The sequence below is a fragment of the Martelella sp. HB161492 genome (genome assembly GCF_013184775.1).
GTDB lineage: Bacteria > Pseudomonadota > Alphaproteobacteria > Rhizobiales > Rhizobiaceae > Martelella.
This window is the reverse complement of sequence record NZ_JAATVV010000010.1, coordinates 124108-139825: the sequence shown is the minus strand read 5'-3', so window position 1 is coordinate 139825 and position 15718 is coordinate 124108. Positions and strand designations below refer to the sequence as shown.

General features: G+C 60.3%; 18 protein-coding genes. 3 read left to right on the top strand and 15 right to left on the bottom strand.

All coding sequences use genetic code 11. The features are described from left to right. Positions 1-16 precede the first annotated feature (16 nt). The 15 genes from HCK86_RS17055 to nifH form a co-directional block, all read right to left on the bottom strand. Positions 17-865, bottom strand: a complete 849-nt coding sequence (locus HCK86_RS17055) for an NAD(P)-dependent oxidoreductase (RefSeq protein ID WP_176085682.1) — start codon at positions 863-865, stop codon at positions 17-19. A gap of 92 nt (positions 866-957) precedes the next feature. Further along, positions 958-2049: a molybdenum ABC transporter ATP-binding protein gene (gene modC, locus HCK86_RS17050; RefSeq protein ID WP_176085681.1), complete on the bottom strand. Its 1092-nt coding sequence runs from the start codon at positions 2047-2049 to the stop codon at positions 958-960. Then, on the bottom strand, positions 2046-2711 hold the full coding sequence (modB, locus tag HCK86_RS17045; protein ID WP_176085680.1) for a molybdate ABC transporter permease subunit: 666 nt from the start codon (positions 2709-2711) through the stop codon (positions 2046-2048). Before modB ends, modC begins: the two co-directional genes overlap by 4 nt. A 39-nt stretch (positions 2712-2750) precedes the next feature. Then, positions 2751-3497, bottom strand: a complete 747-nt coding sequence (gene modA / locus HCK86_RS17040; protein WP_176085679.1) for a molybdate ABC transporter substrate-binding protein — start codon at positions 3495-3497, stop codon at positions 2751-2753. A 24-nt stretch (positions 3498-3521) separates the two neighbouring features. Further along, complete coding sequence (locus HCK86_RS17035; RefSeq protein ID WP_176085678.1) at positions 3522-4331, bottom strand: TOBE domain-containing protein; 810 nt, start codon at positions 4329-4331, stop codon at positions 3522-3524. Positions 4332-4531: 200 nt separating this feature from the next. Beyond that, a complete protein-coding gene (locus HCK86_RS17030) occupies positions 4532-5176 on the bottom strand; it encodes a nitrogen fixation protein NifQ (protein WP_176085677.1) in 645 nt (214 codons plus the stop codon). 173 nt (positions 5177-5349) lie between these two features. After that, complete coding sequence (gene fdxB, locus HCK86_RS17025) at positions 5350-5670, bottom strand: ferredoxin III, nif-specific (RefSeq protein WP_176085676.1); 321 nt, start codon at positions 5668-5670, stop codon at positions 5350-5352. After that, a complete protein-coding gene (locus HCK86_RS17020; protein WP_176085675.1) occupies positions 5667-5870 on the bottom strand; it encodes a CCE_0567 family metalloprotein in 204 nt (67 codons plus the stop codon). Before HCK86_RS17020 ends, fdxB begins: the two co-directional genes overlap by 4 nt. Before the next feature lie 10 nt (positions 5871-5880). Then, positions 5881-6369: a NifX-associated nitrogen fixation protein gene (locus HCK86_RS17015; protein WP_176085674.1), complete on the bottom strand. Its 489-nt coding sequence runs from the start codon at positions 6367-6369 to the stop codon at positions 5881-5883. A gap of 4 nt (positions 6370-6373) precedes the next feature. Beyond that, positions 6374-6877 carry a nitrogen fixation protein NifX gene (nifX, locus tag HCK86_RS17010; RefSeq protein ID WP_176085673.1) on the bottom strand — a complete coding sequence of 168 codons (504 nt, stop codon included), beginning with the start codon at positions 6875-6877 and terminating at the stop codon, positions 6374-6376. After that, complete coding sequence (nifN, locus tag HCK86_RS17005; protein WP_176085672.1) at positions 6840-8231, bottom strand: nitrogenase iron-molybdenum cofactor biosynthesis protein NifN; 1392 nt, start codon at positions 8229-8231, stop codon at positions 6840-6842. Before nifN ends, nifX begins: the two co-directional genes overlap by 38 nt. Then, positions 8231-9736 carry a nitrogenase iron-molybdenum cofactor biosynthesis protein NifE gene (gene nifE / locus HCK86_RS17000; protein WP_176085671.1) on the bottom strand — a complete coding sequence of 502 codons (1506 nt, stop codon included), beginning with the start codon at positions 9734-9736 and terminating at the stop codon, positions 8231-8233. Before nifE ends, nifN begins: the two co-directional genes overlap by 1 nt. 79 nt (positions 9737-9815) lie before the next feature. Further along, on the bottom strand, positions 9816-11357 hold the full coding sequence (gene nifK, locus HCK86_RS16995; RefSeq protein WP_176085670.1) for a nitrogenase molybdenum-iron protein subunit beta: 1542 nt from the start codon (positions 11355-11357) through the stop codon (positions 9816-9818). Positions 11358-11482: 125 nt separating this feature from the next. Further along, positions 11483-12988 carry a nitrogenase molybdenum-iron protein alpha chain gene (gene nifD / locus HCK86_RS16990; protein WP_176085669.1) on the bottom strand — a complete coding sequence of 502 codons (1506 nt, stop codon included), beginning with the start codon at positions 12986-12988 and terminating at the stop codon, positions 11483-11485. Positions 12989-13089: 101 nt separating this feature from the next. Continuing rightward, a complete protein-coding gene (gene nifH / locus HCK86_RS16985) occupies positions 13090-13974 on the bottom strand; it encodes a nitrogenase iron protein (RefSeq protein WP_176085668.1) in 885 nt (294 codons plus the stop codon). A gap of 325 nt (positions 13975-14299) precedes the next feature. Here nifH and HCK86_RS16980 point away from each other — a divergent pair, with 325 nt between their 5' ends. From HCK86_RS16980 to HCK86_RS16970, 3 genes are all read left to right on the top strand, one after another. Beyond that, positions 14300-14926: a LysE family translocator gene (locus HCK86_RS16980; RefSeq protein WP_176085667.1), complete on the top strand. Its 627-nt coding sequence runs from the start codon at positions 14300-14302 to the stop codon at positions 14924-14926. Positions 14927-15092: 166 nt separating this feature from the next. Continuing rightward, a complete protein-coding gene (locus HCK86_RS16975; protein ID WP_176085666.1) occupies positions 15093-15413 on the top strand; it encodes an iron-sulfur cluster assembly accessory protein in 321 nt (106 codons plus the stop codon). A gap of 10 nt (positions 15414-15423) precedes the next feature. Next, complete coding sequence (locus HCK86_RS16970; RefSeq protein ID WP_246739648.1) at positions 15424-15717, top strand: NifU family protein; 294 nt, start codon at positions 15424-15426, stop codon at positions 15715-15717. The last annotated feature ends 1 nt before the right edge of the window (position 15718 follow it).

The window sequence follows — 15718 nt, the reverse complement described above, 5'->3', positions numbered from 1 at the left end:
TGGGGAAAATTCCTCATCACCCCCTGAGGCTGACCTTTGACAGGGCGGCGAGGTCCTCATTGCCGCGTCCCTCGTCGATACCTTGCGCGATCCGGTCACGCAGAAGCGCAATCAGCGGCACGTCGGCATCGGAACCGGCCGCCGCCAGCGCCAGACGGATATCCTTGGCGGCAAGGGTGAGCGTAAAGCCGACGCTGTCATCGCCGCTGATGATCTTGGCGCCATAACCCTTGTAGACCGGCGCCGAAAACAGCGTATTGAGCATGATATCGAGAAAGGCGGCGCGCGAGACACCATGGGTCTCGGAAATGGCCGCGGCCTCGGCCATCGCCTCCACCGCATTGACCAGCATGGCGTTGCCGGAAAGCTTTACCGCGCTTGCCATTTCGGGTCTTTCGCCGACGACATAGGTCTTCTGGCCGATCAGGTCGAGAACCGGCCTTGCCCTTGCGATGACCGCAGCATCCCCGGCGGCGATGATATTGAGCTTGCCAGCCGCTGCCACATCGGGCCGGCCGAAAACCGGCGCCATCAGAAATTCGAGACCGAGACGGGCATGAAGGCCGGTCAGTTCAGCGGCAAATCCGGTCGAGATCGTCGACATGACGATGTGGATCGCGCTCTTGCCCGCCTTTTCCAGAGCGCCGCTGTCGAGAAGAGCGGCACGGATTGCATCATCATCGGACAGCATGGTGATCACCACATCGGCATCAAAGGCATCGACTGGGTCGCCAAGCACCGCCACACCATCAAGCGTGACGCCGGAGCGGTTCCAGGCGCTGACCTTGCAGGCGCCGGTTTCGGCCAGATGGACGGCGATGGCGCGGCCCATATGACCAAGTCCGATAAGAGCGATATTGAGCATTCTGGGATCCTCTGGCAATGGTCGCTGCCGTCACCTGCGACAGGACGGCGTTTGCCGCAGACTGTAACCCGCAGATGACGAAAAAAGGGCACCTATTCGACAATCGCCACGGATTTCACCTGGGCGAAGACGTCCATGCCGGGACGAAGGCCGAGCAGATCGGCCGAGCGTGCCGTCAGCCGCGCCAGAAGCGGCGTGCCGCCGGCATCGATCTTCACCGCCAGAACCGCCGGATGCTCGCCGGTGGCAATTTCGGTGACCACTGCCGGGAAGCGGTTCATGATGGACGACGGCGTATCGCTGGCGCCAAGGCCAAGCGATACATCGCGGGCCAGCACCATGACCCGGAGCGACGAACCGACCGGTAGTCCGGGATCGCGCACAAAAAGCGTGCCGCCGGAAAAGCTGACCCGTGCCAGATGATATTGCAGGTCGATCGCCTCAACGGTGGCGGTGATGGCAACGCCTGCATTTTCATCACGGCGGATCGGCAGATCGAGCCTTGCAAGCGTCTCGGTCAGCGGGCCGGAGGCCAGCACCCGCCCCGCCTCCACGACCGCCAGATGATCGGCAAGCCGCGCCACCTCGTCCGGCGCATGGGTGACATAGACAACCGGGATCGACAGGTTTTTGCGCAAGGATTCCAGATAGGGCAGGATTTCGCGCTTGGAGGCGAGATCAAGCGCCGACAGCGGTTCATCCATCAACAGAAGTTTCGGCTCGGTCAGCAGTGCGCGGCCGATCGCAACGCGCTGCCGTTCGCCGCCGGACAGATTGCGTGGCGCGCGCTGCAGCAGATGACCGATTCCAAGCAGCAAAACCAGATCGTCAAAACGGGCCTGTGCCTTTTCCCGCGCGGCCCGGTCGAGCCGCTTCAGGCCGAAGACGAGATTGTCCCTGACCGAGAGATGGGCGAACAGATTGGCCTGCTGGAAGACATAACCGACGGCGCGACGGTGGGCCGGCAGGAAGGTTCCGCCGTCCTGCCAGGTCTCGCCGCCGATGGCAAAATGTCCCTCCGGCAGCTGGTTCAGCCCGGCAAAGGCACGCAGGATAGAGGTCTTGCCACAGCCCGACGGACCGAACAGCGCGGTGACGCCATTGGCCGGAAAGACAAAATCGGCATCGAGCCGGAAGGAACCGAGCGGCCCGGCAAAGCGGGCAGAAAGCATGGGATCACTCATGACAGCCGGTTCCTCAGCCGCTTTTCGATCAGCATCATCGACAGGATGACGATGAAGGAGAAGACCACCATGGAGCCGGCGAGGATGTGGGCCTTGCCCCATTCCAGCGTCTCGACATAATCGTAGATCGCCACCGAGAGCACCTTGGTCTTGCCGGGAATATTGCCGCCAATCATCAAGACGACACCGAATTCGCCAACCGTATGGGCAAAACCTAAAATGGCACCGGTGAGAATGCCCGGCCGGGCAAGCGGCAGGGCAACGGTGAAGAAGCGATCGAGCGGGCCTGCCCTGAGGGTTGCCGCCGCTTCCAGCGGTTCCTCGCCGAAAGCCTCGAAGGCATTGCGGATCGGCTGCACGGCAAAGGGCAGCGAATAGATCACCGAACCGACCACGAGACCGGCAAAGGTGAAGGGAAGCGTGAAGCCGATCACCGATTTCAGCGCCTGGCCAAGGGTGCTTTGCGGACTGAAGGCCAGCAGAAGATAAAAGCCGAGCACGGTCGGCGGCAGCACCAACGGCAGGGAGACAATGGCGCCCACCGCCTCCTTCCACCAGGCTTTCGAACGCGCCAGCCACCAGGCGATCGGAATCCCCACCACCAGAAGGAAAAAGGTGGTGAGGACTGCGAGCTTCAAGGTCAGAAAGACGGCTTCGGCCATGGGGAGATCCAACAAGGCGTGGTGACTGGCAACGCGGCGTTATTCGACGGCGTAGCCATAGCTTTCGATGATCTTATGGGCGGTGTCGCTTTTCAGGAAGTCCATAAAGGCCTTCGACGTTTCGTCATCGGCTCCGGTCTTGAGCAGAACGGCATCCTGTTTGATCGGCGTATAGAGATCGGCCGGAACCACCCATTGCGAGCCGCCTTCGGTATCAATCACCTGCGACAAAGCGACAAAGCCGAGCTCAGCATTGCCGGTGGTGACGAACTGATAGGTCTGGGAAATGCTGTCGCCCTGCACGATCTTCGGCGTCAGCGTGTCATAGAGACCGAGCGCCTTCATGGTTTCAACGGCGGCAGCGCCATAAGGTGCGGCATCCGGATTGGCGATGGCAATCTTGTCGAAACCATCCTCGCTTTTGAGAACGGCGCCGTCATCATCCACCAGTCCGGCATCGCTGCTGTAAAGCACCAGCTTGCCGATCGCATAGGTGAATTCCGATCCTTCGACGGCGAGGCCCTCCGTCACGGCCTTTTCCGGACGCTCCTGATCGGCGGCGAGAAAGACGGTGAAGGGCGCGCCGTTGGCGATCTGGGTATAGAGCTTGCCGGTAGAGCCGAAGGACAGCACGGCGTCATCGCCGGTCTGCTGATTGAAGGCGGCGGCAATATCCTTGGCGGCCTCGGTGAAATTGGCGGCAACGGCGACATTGATCTGACCGGCAAAGGCGGAGGCTGGAACAAACGCTGCAACGGCGGCAAGAAGGGCAAATGTGTTTTTCATCGTTTCGGTCCTGATAAAGGGCGCTCAGCCGAGCGCGAGAATGATCTGGGAGGATTTGATCAGCGCGGTGACGCTTTTGCCGGGGACAAGCGCCAGACCTTCGGCGCTGTCATCGGTGACAATGGCGCAGAGCGTCTTGCCCTCGCCGATATCGAGCACGACCTCGGCGTTGACCGCGCCGGGTTCAACCGAGATCACCGTGCCGGTGATCCGGTTGCGCGCCGAAGTCATGATCTTGTCGTCGTCCTCGATCAGGATCGGGGTCGAGGCCTTGATCAGCGCATAGGCCTGAACGCCGGGCGCGATCTTCAGATTGGCGACGCTCTGCTCGGTAATGATCACCGTCAGCGTGACATCGGGTGAGATCTTTAGCAGCACTTCGGCATTGACGGCACCGTGGGTCACGGCCTCGATCGTGCCGTGATAGCAATTGCGGGCACTGGTTCGCATAACGGGGCTCCAGAGAAGCGAGTTGGCGGGAAAGGAAATCGAAGGATCACCCGAAATCGTGGTTTCAAGACCGGATATGATCTCGCCAAGTGTGGCGGTGAGCAGCCGGTGAACGGCAAGCGCGCGCCGGCCCTCCTCCGTCACCTCGGCACCGCCGCCATGGGCACCCCCCGGCCGCTTGATGATCAGCGGACGCGGAAACAGGTTGTTCATGGCGTTCACCGCATCCCAGGCGGCCTTGTAGGAAAGGCCGACTGCCTTTGCGGCTGCCGAAATCGAGCCGAGACGGTCAATCTCGGCCAGAAGGGCGAAACGCTCCTCGCCGGCGCGGTCGCCGGTCTGGTTTTCGAATGTCAGTGCTGGCTGAATGCTGCCCTTGACCATATCCTTCGATCCCCTGGTTTGAGCGTTATGTAGTTCAACTACATAACGCATGACAGACTCAAAGCAAACCCTGTGCCAGAACGGAAACGCTTCGCTCAGGGGCATTCTGCCGGGCGATATCGGCTTTCCGTGTTACAAAGCCTACAATCACGGCCCCCTCAGGTCGGAAACCTGACACCAAGGCCGACATTGCTGCCGAATCATGCCCCGGCGTGAAACAGGCGCTCGGCCGGTGTCGCATTGCGGATCCGTGCCAGGCGGCTTTCCCCATCTTCCGCGCCAAAACAATCGCCGAAATCATCGCATTGTTTGCAGGACGGCGCCGTGCAGAGGACAAAGCCTTCCGCCTCACACAATGCGCGGTAGAAATATTTCTTCCACTTCATGTTTCTGGTGTTTCCCGCCGCAAGGGTCGGAAAATTCCGATAGAGCATTCGCGACAGTTCCGGCCGAGCGAAAAGGCCGAGATCCTGCCAGAGATGGTCGTCATGCATGGCGCGGCGTGCCACGATCCTGGCAAAGAGCGGTGCAAGCTCCAGACCGGGCGCAGCATGGTGGAGCAGCAATTGCCGGAGCATCTCCTCTTCCTCATCCATGACGGGGGCTTCGCAGGCAACGAAATCGAAAAGCCGGCGATCAAGGCCGGGGAAATTGCGATTGATGAGGCGGGAGAGCTCCGAGAGCGTCAGACCGGTTGCCGCACTGATGGAGGGACTTGCCCCCTCTTCCACCTCGTAGCGGGCAAGCGACAGCACGCAGGCCATCACGTGACGGTCAAAACCGGTTTCCGCATCAATCGCCGGCCATTGCGCGGCAAGAAGATAGGCATAGGTATCGGCAAACATTTCGCTCTCCTTCTTCTTAAGACCCGACTTCTGTTGACCCGGCGCTTGAGCCATCGCCTCCAAATCTCGAAAACCTGCTCTCTCTCATGCCGTCAGTCTTCAAACCGGTGCGGAAGCGCTTCGAAGCGCCAGCACGCTTCCGCACCGTTCATCCCCGTCTTGTTGGGGACGTCTCAAGCGGCAAGCGCTGCCGCCGGAACATGCGTCTGGCAACCCTTGGGACAGACCCGCGAACAGGCGCCGCAACCGATACAGGCCCCCGCCTTGTCCACCACCATGATCATGCGGTTCAGCTCACCGTCGAAATCATCATCCTCATCCTCGTCGCAGATGCCGAGAATCGCGCCCTCATCATCAACACCGTAGAGATGCATCACATCGCGCGAGCAGACCTTGTAGCAACGGCCGCAGCCAATGCAGGTCGCCCCGTCAATCGCGGTGAGATAGTCCGGCATCCAGGCCGAGCCGTCGCGGGTCTTGAAATCCTCGCTCATGCCTCGGCCTCCATCGCCGCCAGTTGCTTTTTGGCAGCGTCAAGCTCAGCAAAGACCTTGTAGGTCTTCTCGGCGACGGCGACGATCTCGCCCCAGTTGACCGGCAGATCCTCGGCCAGATCATGCAGCTCCATCTTGGCATTGCCAGCACGCGAGTTCAGCTTGCGGACCTTCTTCTGCATATCATCCAGATCGCTCATCGGTCCGCCCTCAAAGCTTTGCGACATCAGGCCAGGTCGCGACCATCGCCGCCGCCTCGGCCACCAGTTTCGACCCTGCCTCATCCATCTTTTCCAGGCTTTCAAAGCCGAAACGATGCACATCGCGCAGCGATTTCACCAGCACGACAAGCCGCCCGCAGGTCAGCAGCACACGGCCGAAGCCTTCGTGATGCATCTTCATCATCGGCGAGGCGATAATGCCGGTTTCCTTCTCGATGGCGAGACCAATGGCGGAATAGTAAATCTCCAGCCGCCACAGCACATCCGGGTCCGGATCACCGATGATCGGGATAACCTTCCGCTGCGCTTTGGTGACGATGTAATCCTCCAGGATCGAGGCATCACTGCGCCCCTCCCAGGTGTCATAGACATCCTGGGCGCGCATCAGCTGCACCAGGCTTTTCATGAAGGATGTCATTTCTCCATCCGGCGATGTGATGGCCGGCGATGCGGTGGCAAGGGGCGCAGTCTCTGTCATTCTCTCACTCCTGATCATCATCGAAATCGGGTTTCTTTGGCGCAACGCCGGCCTCGGCCAGCACCTTGCGGAGCCAGGGCGGCGGCGCGTTCTTCAGCATGGTCTGGGTGCGGGCGATCACCTCTGAGATCGGACTTTCCCCCGGGACCTTGATCGGGTGGATTTTCGCGGCAACCACTTTCGCCGCGGACGGACCGCCAATCGCCAGGCAGAAGAGCAGATGCGCACTCTTGAGCGCATCGACCTTGGGCGTGATCCGGTCATCGCCATCGGTTTTATGTTCGCCGGTCTCCGCCGAAACATCATCAAAGGCCAGCGCCTCGACAAAGCGCGCCTCCTCCGGTGTCACATCGTAAAGGGCGAAAAACCGCGCCGAGCCGAAATGGGCGTTGAGGTTCTTCATATCCTGCGTCGCAATGGCGATGCGAAGCGCGCCGGCAGGACGCTCGGGCGCAGGCCCGCGCTCGGCATCAGTGACGAGCGAGAGACGGCGGACGGTGGCTGTCATGGTCTTGCTCCCGTTTGAGGAAAGGGTTCAGGTCTTCAGGCGTGGCATGGTGATCGACAGCCTGGAAAATATTGGCGGTTTCGAAGATCAGGTTGCGCGCGCCCTCATAGAGAATGGTCTTGCGGTGCTGGCTGCCAAGCCGGTCGAATACCGGAAAGCCAACCCGCATCAGCGGCAGGTGCAGCCGGGCGGCGGCCTGTCGGCCATGGGCATGGGTGACGAGAAGATCAGCGCCGGCAGCGCCCGCCATGGCCTCGAAATCGGAAAGATCACCCACCTTGACCTTGTCGACCGGCACATGGGGCAGAACCTTCGAGGCGCCCGTGGTGGTGACGGCAGTGACGATTTCGGCGCCAAGCCCGAGAAAGAAGGTCGAGAACTGGTAGAGAAGATCCGGCTCGGCGGCGATGGCGATCTTCTTTCCGGAAAAGAAGAAATGCCCGTCGAGCAGCGCATCCTGCAGCTGCGCCCGGCGACGGCGGATCTTTGCCGGCACCTTTTGCCCTGAAAGGGTGGCCAGCAGCTGAATGAAACGGTCTGCCGCCTTCAGGCCGGTCAGCTGGCGAAACAGCGTGTAATCAAGCCCGGTTCGGCGCTTCAGCGCCTCTGCCGGACCACGCATATGTTCACCGACGGCAATCACATGGGCGCAGCTTCCCAGATCACGGATATCCTCCACGGTGGTGCCGCCATAGGTGGTCGGGATCCAGCGATCCGGCACCGTGCCATCCAGCGCACCGGAAATATCCGGCAGGATAACCGGCGTGAGCGAGAAGGCCTCGGCACTGTCGCGCAGGTCCTCGATATCGGCCACGGTGAGATTGGATCCGGCCAGGATCGCGATTTTCTGCGGATTGCGCGGGGCGATGGTCTCAAGCGTGATGGTCTCAATCATCGCGGTCACGGCCCGCGCCCAGCCCTCCTCGATCGACCCCTCGAAATCGGGCGTCGAGGCAAAGACGACCTCGGTGCCTTCAAGCTCCGCCGCACGCTTTTTCCGGATGCGCGCAAGATCGCCAGCAAAGTCCTCGCCGCGCGTTTCGACAAGTGCCGTCGTGCAAAGCCCGATCAGCTTCGGCTTGGAGCGGTTCTTGATGTTGAGGATCGCCTCTTCCATGTGATCGGCACCGCCGAGAATGGTGGCAACCTCATCCATCGCCGTTGTCTGCAGCGGGATCGCTTCCTTGAAATGGCGGACAAACAGGACAAGCGCAAAGGCCGTACAGCCCTGAGAACCGTGAAACAGCGGCATGGCGCCGTCAACACCGAGATAGGCATAGGCAGCCCCCAGCGTCTGCGAGGATTTCAGCGGATTTTCGGCCGCATATTTGCTCTGGCTGACAATTTCGACCATCAGCAGTCTCCCGTCTCATCGACAACACTGGTCTCGAATTTTCGGAATGCATGAACCGGCGCAGTGATTTCAGCGTCGACAGCCCCGCCATCGTCATCACTGCAGACGACAAGATTGCCGTCGGCATCAAAGGGAGCGGGTTCGCGCACTGCGGCGAAGACCGGGTTGTGAATGGCAAGGTCGATCTGGCGCACCAGTTCGACAATGCCGTCATAGCCGGCATAGGGGTTGTGGCGCTCCTGATTGATGTCGAGCCAGGGCATCTTGGCCTTCAGCGCGATAAACTGGGTGCGCCCGCCCGACAGCATGATATCGGCGCGGTTTTCCTTCAGCATGGCGTAGATCTCCTTCGGTGCCATTGCCTCGAAGGAATGGTTCTCCCCCTTGAAGATCGCCTTGATCCGCTCCTTGTCCTCGTCGGTCGATTTCTTCACCGAGGTGGCGACGATCTCCATGCCGGCATATTGCAGCGCATTGACCACCGACCAGCTTTTCACCCCGCCGGTATTGAGCAGCACCCGCTTGCCGGCCAGACGCGGGCGGAAGGCAGCAAGGCGTTGATTGGCAAGCGCCTCTTCCCCGGCAATCAGCGCCTCGGTGCGGGCGAGAAGATCGCGCGGTGCGCCGCGTGACACCAGCATGGTCGCCAGCTGCCGCAACGCCTCCGACGTATCGGAAACGCCATAGAAAGAGCCTTCGAAATAGGGAATGCCGTAGCGCTCCTCCATCTTGCGGGCGAGGTTGATCAGCGCTGTGGAACAGACCATCATCGTCGCATTGGCACGGTGCGCGGTGGCGATGTCATGATAGCGCGCATCGCCCGGAAAGACGCAGCGAATGCGCATGCCAAGCTTTTCGATCAGCGGCTTCACCGACCAGAATTCGCCCGAAAGGTTATATTCGCCGAGAATGTTGATATCGAGCGGCGAGATGTCGTCAGGCTCACGCGTGCCGATGACATGATCGAGCATCGCCTCGCCGGCAAGCTTGTTGCCGAGATTTTTCGAACCAACAAAGCCCGGTGCATTGACGGGAATGACCGGAAGGCCGAATTTCTCCGCTGCCCGGCGACAGACGGCGTCGATGTCATCACCGATCAGTGCGGTGACACAGGTGGAATAGACGAAGATCGCCGGCGGCGCATATTTCTCGGCAATCTCGCGGATGGCACGAAAGAGCTTTTTCTCCCCCTGGCCCATGACGATATCGAGCTCGGTGAGATCGGTGGTGAAGGAGCGGCGCCACAGATCCGGGCCCGAGGACGCCGCATGACGGTTGTCCCAGCTATTGCCCTCGCAGGCCAGCGGCGCATGGATCAGATGGGCGACATCAGTCACCGGCTGCAGCACGATCTTGGCACCGTCAAAGGCGCAGCCGCCGGCCGCCGCCCCGGGCGTCAGCGGCTTGGAACAGCCTTTCTTTCGGGCTTTTTCACCCTTGGCCTGGTTCTTGTCACAGCCCGGCTCGTTGAAGAGATCGTCCAGTTTCGCCTTCAGTTCCGCCATGTCAGTACACCTTCCGCTTTGATGTCACTTGCGGTGAAAACCGGCCGCACGAAGGGACTGTGCGGCCGGTCGACTACGCCTATCGAGTGAGATCGAAGGAGTAGTCGGTTTTGCCGGGGATTTCCGTTTCGCGGTCGGCGATGTCGAAGAACTTGTCGAGGATCTCGGTCAGCACGCGCAGCCCGCCCTGATAGCCCATGGTGGGGAAGCGGTGATGGTGATGCCGGTCGAAGATCGGGAAGGTCAGCCGCAGCAACGGCGTGCCGGTATCGCGTTCGAGATATTTGCCATAGGACGAGCCGATCAGGAGATCGACCGGTTCCGTGAACATCAGCGAACGCATGGCCCAGAGATCCTTGCCCGGCCAGGCCTTGCAGTCCTTGCCGAAGGCAGAAGTGTCGAACAGATCCTGCATCTCCTGCGCCCAGGCCTTGCCGCCATTGGTGGCCAGGCAATGGACCGGCTCGCCGCCGGTTTCCAGAATGAAGCGGGCCATGGCATAGACGAAATCCGGATCGCCATAGATCGCATAGCGCTTGCCATGCAGATAGGCCTGACTGTCGGCCATGGCATCGACGAGGCGGCCACGCTCCATTCTGAGCGCTTCCGGAATCTCCTTGCCGGTCATTTCCGAGACCTTCATCAGCAGATCATCCGTGCCGCGAACGCCCATCGGATAGTGCAGCGAAGCGGTCTTCTGGCCCTGTTCGGCGCAATATTCCAGCGTCTTTCTGGTGCAGTAATGCTGCAGCGACAACGTCCATTCGGCGTTCAGCGCATCGGCAATATCGTCAAGCTTCGTGCCGCCGTCATACATGCGAAACTCGCCGTCCGAGGGCGTGTCATAGGTGTCGGAGGCATCCTGAATGAAGGTGTAGTCGACACCCATCAGCGCCAGCATGCGCTTCAGCTCGCGATTATTGCCGACGCAATAGCCGTCGAAACCGGGGATCAGATTGAACCGGCCAGTCAATTCCTCGCGGGTCTTGCCCTTCCAGAAATGCTCGAAAACACCGCGCACCATATTGTCATAGCCATCGACATGGGAGCCGACGAAAGCAGGCGTGTGAGCGAAGGGAACATCGAAGTCCTTCGGCACCGAGCCTTCATTCTTGGCATTTTCGATGAAGCCATGCAGGTCATCGCCGATGACTTCGGCCATGCAGGTGGTGGAGACGGCAATCATCTTCGGCTCATAGAGCGAATAGGTGTTGGCGAGACCGTCGATCATGTTCTTCAGCCCGCCGAACACCGCAGCATCCTCGGTCATCGACGAGGAGACGGCCGAAGCCGGCTCCTTGAAGTGGCGCGACAGATGCGAGCGGTAATAGGCGACGCAGCCCTGCGACCCGTGAACGAAGGACATGGTGCGCTCGAAGCCGGCAGCGGCAAACACCGCACCGAGCGGCTGACAGGCCTTGGCCGGATTGACGACGAGCGCCTCGCGGGCGAGGTTCTTCTCGCGATAGTCCCACGACTTGGTGAATTCGCGCTGGTCATCCACCCATTCGCCCGGATGCGGGCATTCGAAGTTTTCCTTCTTGTTCCTGAGCATTTCGACATATTCGGGCTCACGGAACAGGGGCGCGTGGTCGAGTACTTTATCAGCCGACTGTGGCATGACGATCACCTCTTTGCCCGGCAGCTCCATTCGGCGGCACGGGCGCTTGAAAGGGGAATTGATGGGCTTTTCGGAGCCCGGTTCTCATGCATGGCGGGCCGTGACGGGGACGGCCCGGGCCGAAATCATTCCGCCGCCAGAAGCTGCGAGGGATTTGCCTTCTTCTTCCAGGGGGCGTCATAAAGACCCCAGACCGGGTTGTTGATGGCGAGATCCATGTCGCGGGCGAAGATCGCAAAGCCGTCATAGCCGTGATAGGGGCCGGAATAGTCCCAGCTATGCATCTGGCGGAAGGGAACGCCCATCTTCTGGACCGGGTATTTTTCCTTGATGCCGGAGCCGACCAGATCGGGGCGGATACCCTCGATGAACTTTTCCAGCTCATAGCCGGTGACATCGTCATAGATCAGCGTGCCGTCCTTCACGTAATGGCCGGTGCGCTGGTAGTCGTCGTTATGGGCAAACTCGTAACCCGTTCCGACGATCTTCATGCCGAGATCCTCATAGGCTGTCATGACGTGACGCGGGCGCAGGCCGCCGACATAGAGCATCACCGTCTTGCCATCGAGGCGCGGCCTGTATCTGGCGATGACCGCATCGACCATCGGCTGGTACTTGGCGATGACGGCTTCCGCCTTTTCCTCGATTTCCGGGCCGAAATGCTTGGCGATCGCGCGCAGCGAGGCGGCAATCTGCGAGGGGCCGAAGAAATTATATTCCATCCAGGCGATGCCGTATTTTTCTTCCATGTAGCGGCAGATATAGTTCATCGACCGGTAGCAATGGATCAGGTTGAGCTTCGCCTTGGGGGCGCGCTCCATCTCCGCCAGCGTCGCATCACCCGACCAATTGCCGACAACGCGAAGGCCCATTTCCTCCAGCAGAATGCGCGAGGCCCAGGCATCACCACCGATATTGTAGTCGCCGACAATGTTCACATCGTAGGGACCGGTTTCGAAATCGGCGTGCTTGTCTTCGTCTTCCAGCACCCAGTCGCGGATCGCATCATTGGCGATGTGGTGGCCAAGCGACTGGGACACGCCGCGAAAGCCCTCGCAGCGCACCGGAACGATGGTCTTGTTGAGCTCTTTCTTCTTCTTGCGCGACACCGCTTCGATGTCGTCCCCGATGAGGCCAATCGGACATTCGGACTGGACCGAGATCCCCTTGGCAAGCGGAAACAGCTCTTCGATCTCGTCGATCACCTTTTCGAGCTTCTTGTCGCCGCCGAAAACGATGTCCTTCTCCTGAAAGTCGGAGGTGAACTGCATGGTGACGAAACTGTCGATGCCGGTCTGACCGATGTAGTAGTTGCGGCGTTGTGACCAGGAATATTGACCGCAGCCGACAGGACCATGGGAAATATGGACCATGTCCTTGACCGGGCCCCAGACAACGCCCTTGGAACCGGCATAGGCGCAGCCACGGATGGTCATGACGCCGGGAATGGATTTGATGTTGGACTTGACCGAGCATTCCGATACGGGCTCGGCGCTTCCTTCGCCCTCGGTGGCCTTGGCGACCGAGAGGTGCTTCTTGCGGCGCTTGGCCGCCTTGTCGGGATATTTCGACAGCACGTCCTCGATCAGTTTCTCGTGGAGCTGGCTGTCATTTTCGTAATCGAGGCTCATGGCTTTGCCTTTTTCAACGGGTCAGAAAAACGCGCCGTCGGCGCCGGTGGATATGTCGCGGGCGCGGCGGGTCAAGGCCGCCGCCCCCGCTTGCGCCACGCCTATTCGGCGGCAGCTTCCTTGGCGGCGAGCTCGGCAAGCATCTGCTCGTCGGTCTTCATGATGCCGAAGTCGAGCAGCATGTCTTCCAGCTCTTCCATGGTGATCGGGGTCGGGATGGTGCCCTGTCCGGAATTGGCATGGATCTTGTTGGCAAGCTGACGATATTCTTCGGCCTGCTGGCTGTTCGGCGCATATTGGATGACCGTCTGCTTGCGCAGTTCGGCGTGCTGAACGATGTTGTCGCGCGGCACGAAGTGGATCAGCTTGGAGTTCAGGCGTGCAGCAAGCGCTTCGGCCAGATCCAGTTCGCGGTCGGTCTGGCGCTCGTTGCAGATCAGGCCGCCGAGGCGGACGCCGCCGGAATTGGCGTATTTGAGAATGCCCTTGGCAATGTTGTTGGCGGCATAGAGCGCCATCATCTCGCCGGACATGACGATGTAGATTTCCTGCGCCTTGTTTTCGCGGATCGGCATGGCGAAACCGCCACAGACGACGTCGCCGAGCACGTCATAGGAAACATAGTCGACATCATCATAGGCGCCGTTTTCCTCGAGAAAGTTGATCGAGGTGATAACGCCGCGGCCGGCACAGCCGACACCCGGCTCCGGGCCGCCGGATTCAACGCATTTGATGCCCTTGTAGCCCATCTTCAGGACGTCCTCGAGTTCGAGATCCTCGACCGAGCCTTCCTGGGCGGCGAGATGCAGAACCGTGTCCTGGGCCTTGGAATTGAGGATGAGGCGGGTGGAGTCCGCCTTCGGGTCGCAGCCGACAATCAGGATCTTCTGACCCAGATCGACGAGTGCGGCCAGCGTATTCTGGGAGGTGGTGGACTTGCCGATGCCACCCTTGCCGTAAAATGCGATCTGACGCAGACCGGACATATCGTCTTCCTTCCTTCGCTTGTGACAAACGGAGCGGGTTCATTCCCTTGAGCTCCTCCGGCCGGCAGTCTCGACCGCCGCCGATCCATACCTTTCAAGCGCCGTGCCAGTTTGCATTCCGCAGTATCATGACTAAAATTATATGTTTATTTTCAATGATTTAAATTCGTTAAGACGCACGCAACCGCACCCAACAGCCGCCAAACAGTTCCTGTCGCACACCCGACAAAAGCGACAGTTCCTGTCCGTTTGGGCAGTTGCGCAATCGCTGTGGCACTGTCAGACTGGTCCCTGAAAACAGCGAGACAAGCGAGACCCGGGCACCATGACAGAAAGCCTTCACCTGCCGCTGATCCTGCTGGCGGCCTTCATGGCAACCGCCTCGCCGGGACCGGCAACACTTGCCATTGCCGGAACATCCCTGTCGTCCGGCAGGCACGCCGGACTGGCGGTGGCGCTGGGCGTTGCCACCGGCTCGCTCAGCTGGTCGCTTGCCGCAGCCTTCGGCCTTGCCGCCCTTATGGCGGCCAGCGTCACGCTGTTTGAGGTTCTGCGCTATGCCGGTGCGGCCTATCTCGGTTTTCTCGCCTATAAGGCGGCCCGCGCGGCCATGAAAAAGGGTGAGCCTGCCAGCCGCGCGCTCGCCGCTGCCTCGACCAGGCGCCTTTATATAAAGGGGTTGATGCTGCATCTTACCAATCCCAAGGCGATCTTCTTCTTTGCGGCGCTCTATTCCGTCGGCGTGCCAGCACAGGCGGGCGCTGCAACTCTGGCCGAGGTCATCATCGCCGTTGGTCTTCAAAGCACGGCTGTCTTCGTCACCTATGCGATGCTGTTTTCGCTCTCTGGTGTGGCCCGCCTCTATCGCCGGCTCAACCGTGTCTTCGAGGCCTGCTTTGCGGCCGTTTTCGGCCTGGCCGCCATCAAGGTCCTGACGACCCGCCTTGGCTGATGTCGGACTTTTGACAAAAGACATGTTTTCTGTCGCAGACACGACGTTGTCGGATTCTCGACATCCGACAAAATAAGCATAACACACTGACATATAATGCTTATTTCCAGTGGCACGATATCTGCATGGTCATCATCGCGAAAAACCCGTTTCAAGGAGTTGAGCGATGATCACACTGACAGACAACGCGGCAGCCGCCGTCAAATCCGCACTTTCCCAGGCAAAGGGTCCGGCCGAGGGGCTTCGGATCATGGTCGAGGCCGGCGGCTGTGCCGGGTTCAAATATATGATGGGGCTGGAGACGGCGACCCGTGACGGCGACGCCGTGATCGAAAGCGGTGGCGTCAAGGTTTTCGTCGATCAGGCCTCGCAGGCCCATGTGGCCGGCATGACGGTCGATTTCATCACCGGTCTGGAATCCTCAGGCTTCGTGTTCGAGAACCCGAATGCGAGCAACAAGTGCTCCTGCGGCAAGTCGTTCGGTTGAGGAGACGATCATGGACGCGATCATGACCCGCCCGGATGCTGCGGACACATCAGACACCGCAGACGCGCTTGCCGCTGTCAAATACCGGCTGATTGAAAAGGCAATCGACGATTTGCGGCCGCGTCTTGCCCGTGATGGCGGCGATTGCGAGCTCGTCGGCGTCGAGGGCAATACGGTGAAGCTGAAGCTCACCGGCACCTGTGTCGGCTGCCAGCTGGCGGCTCTCACCATGAACGGCATTCGCCAGAAGCTGATCGAGGCAACCAATCTTCCGCTCAGGATCCAGCCGGTGATGAGCGCCTGAG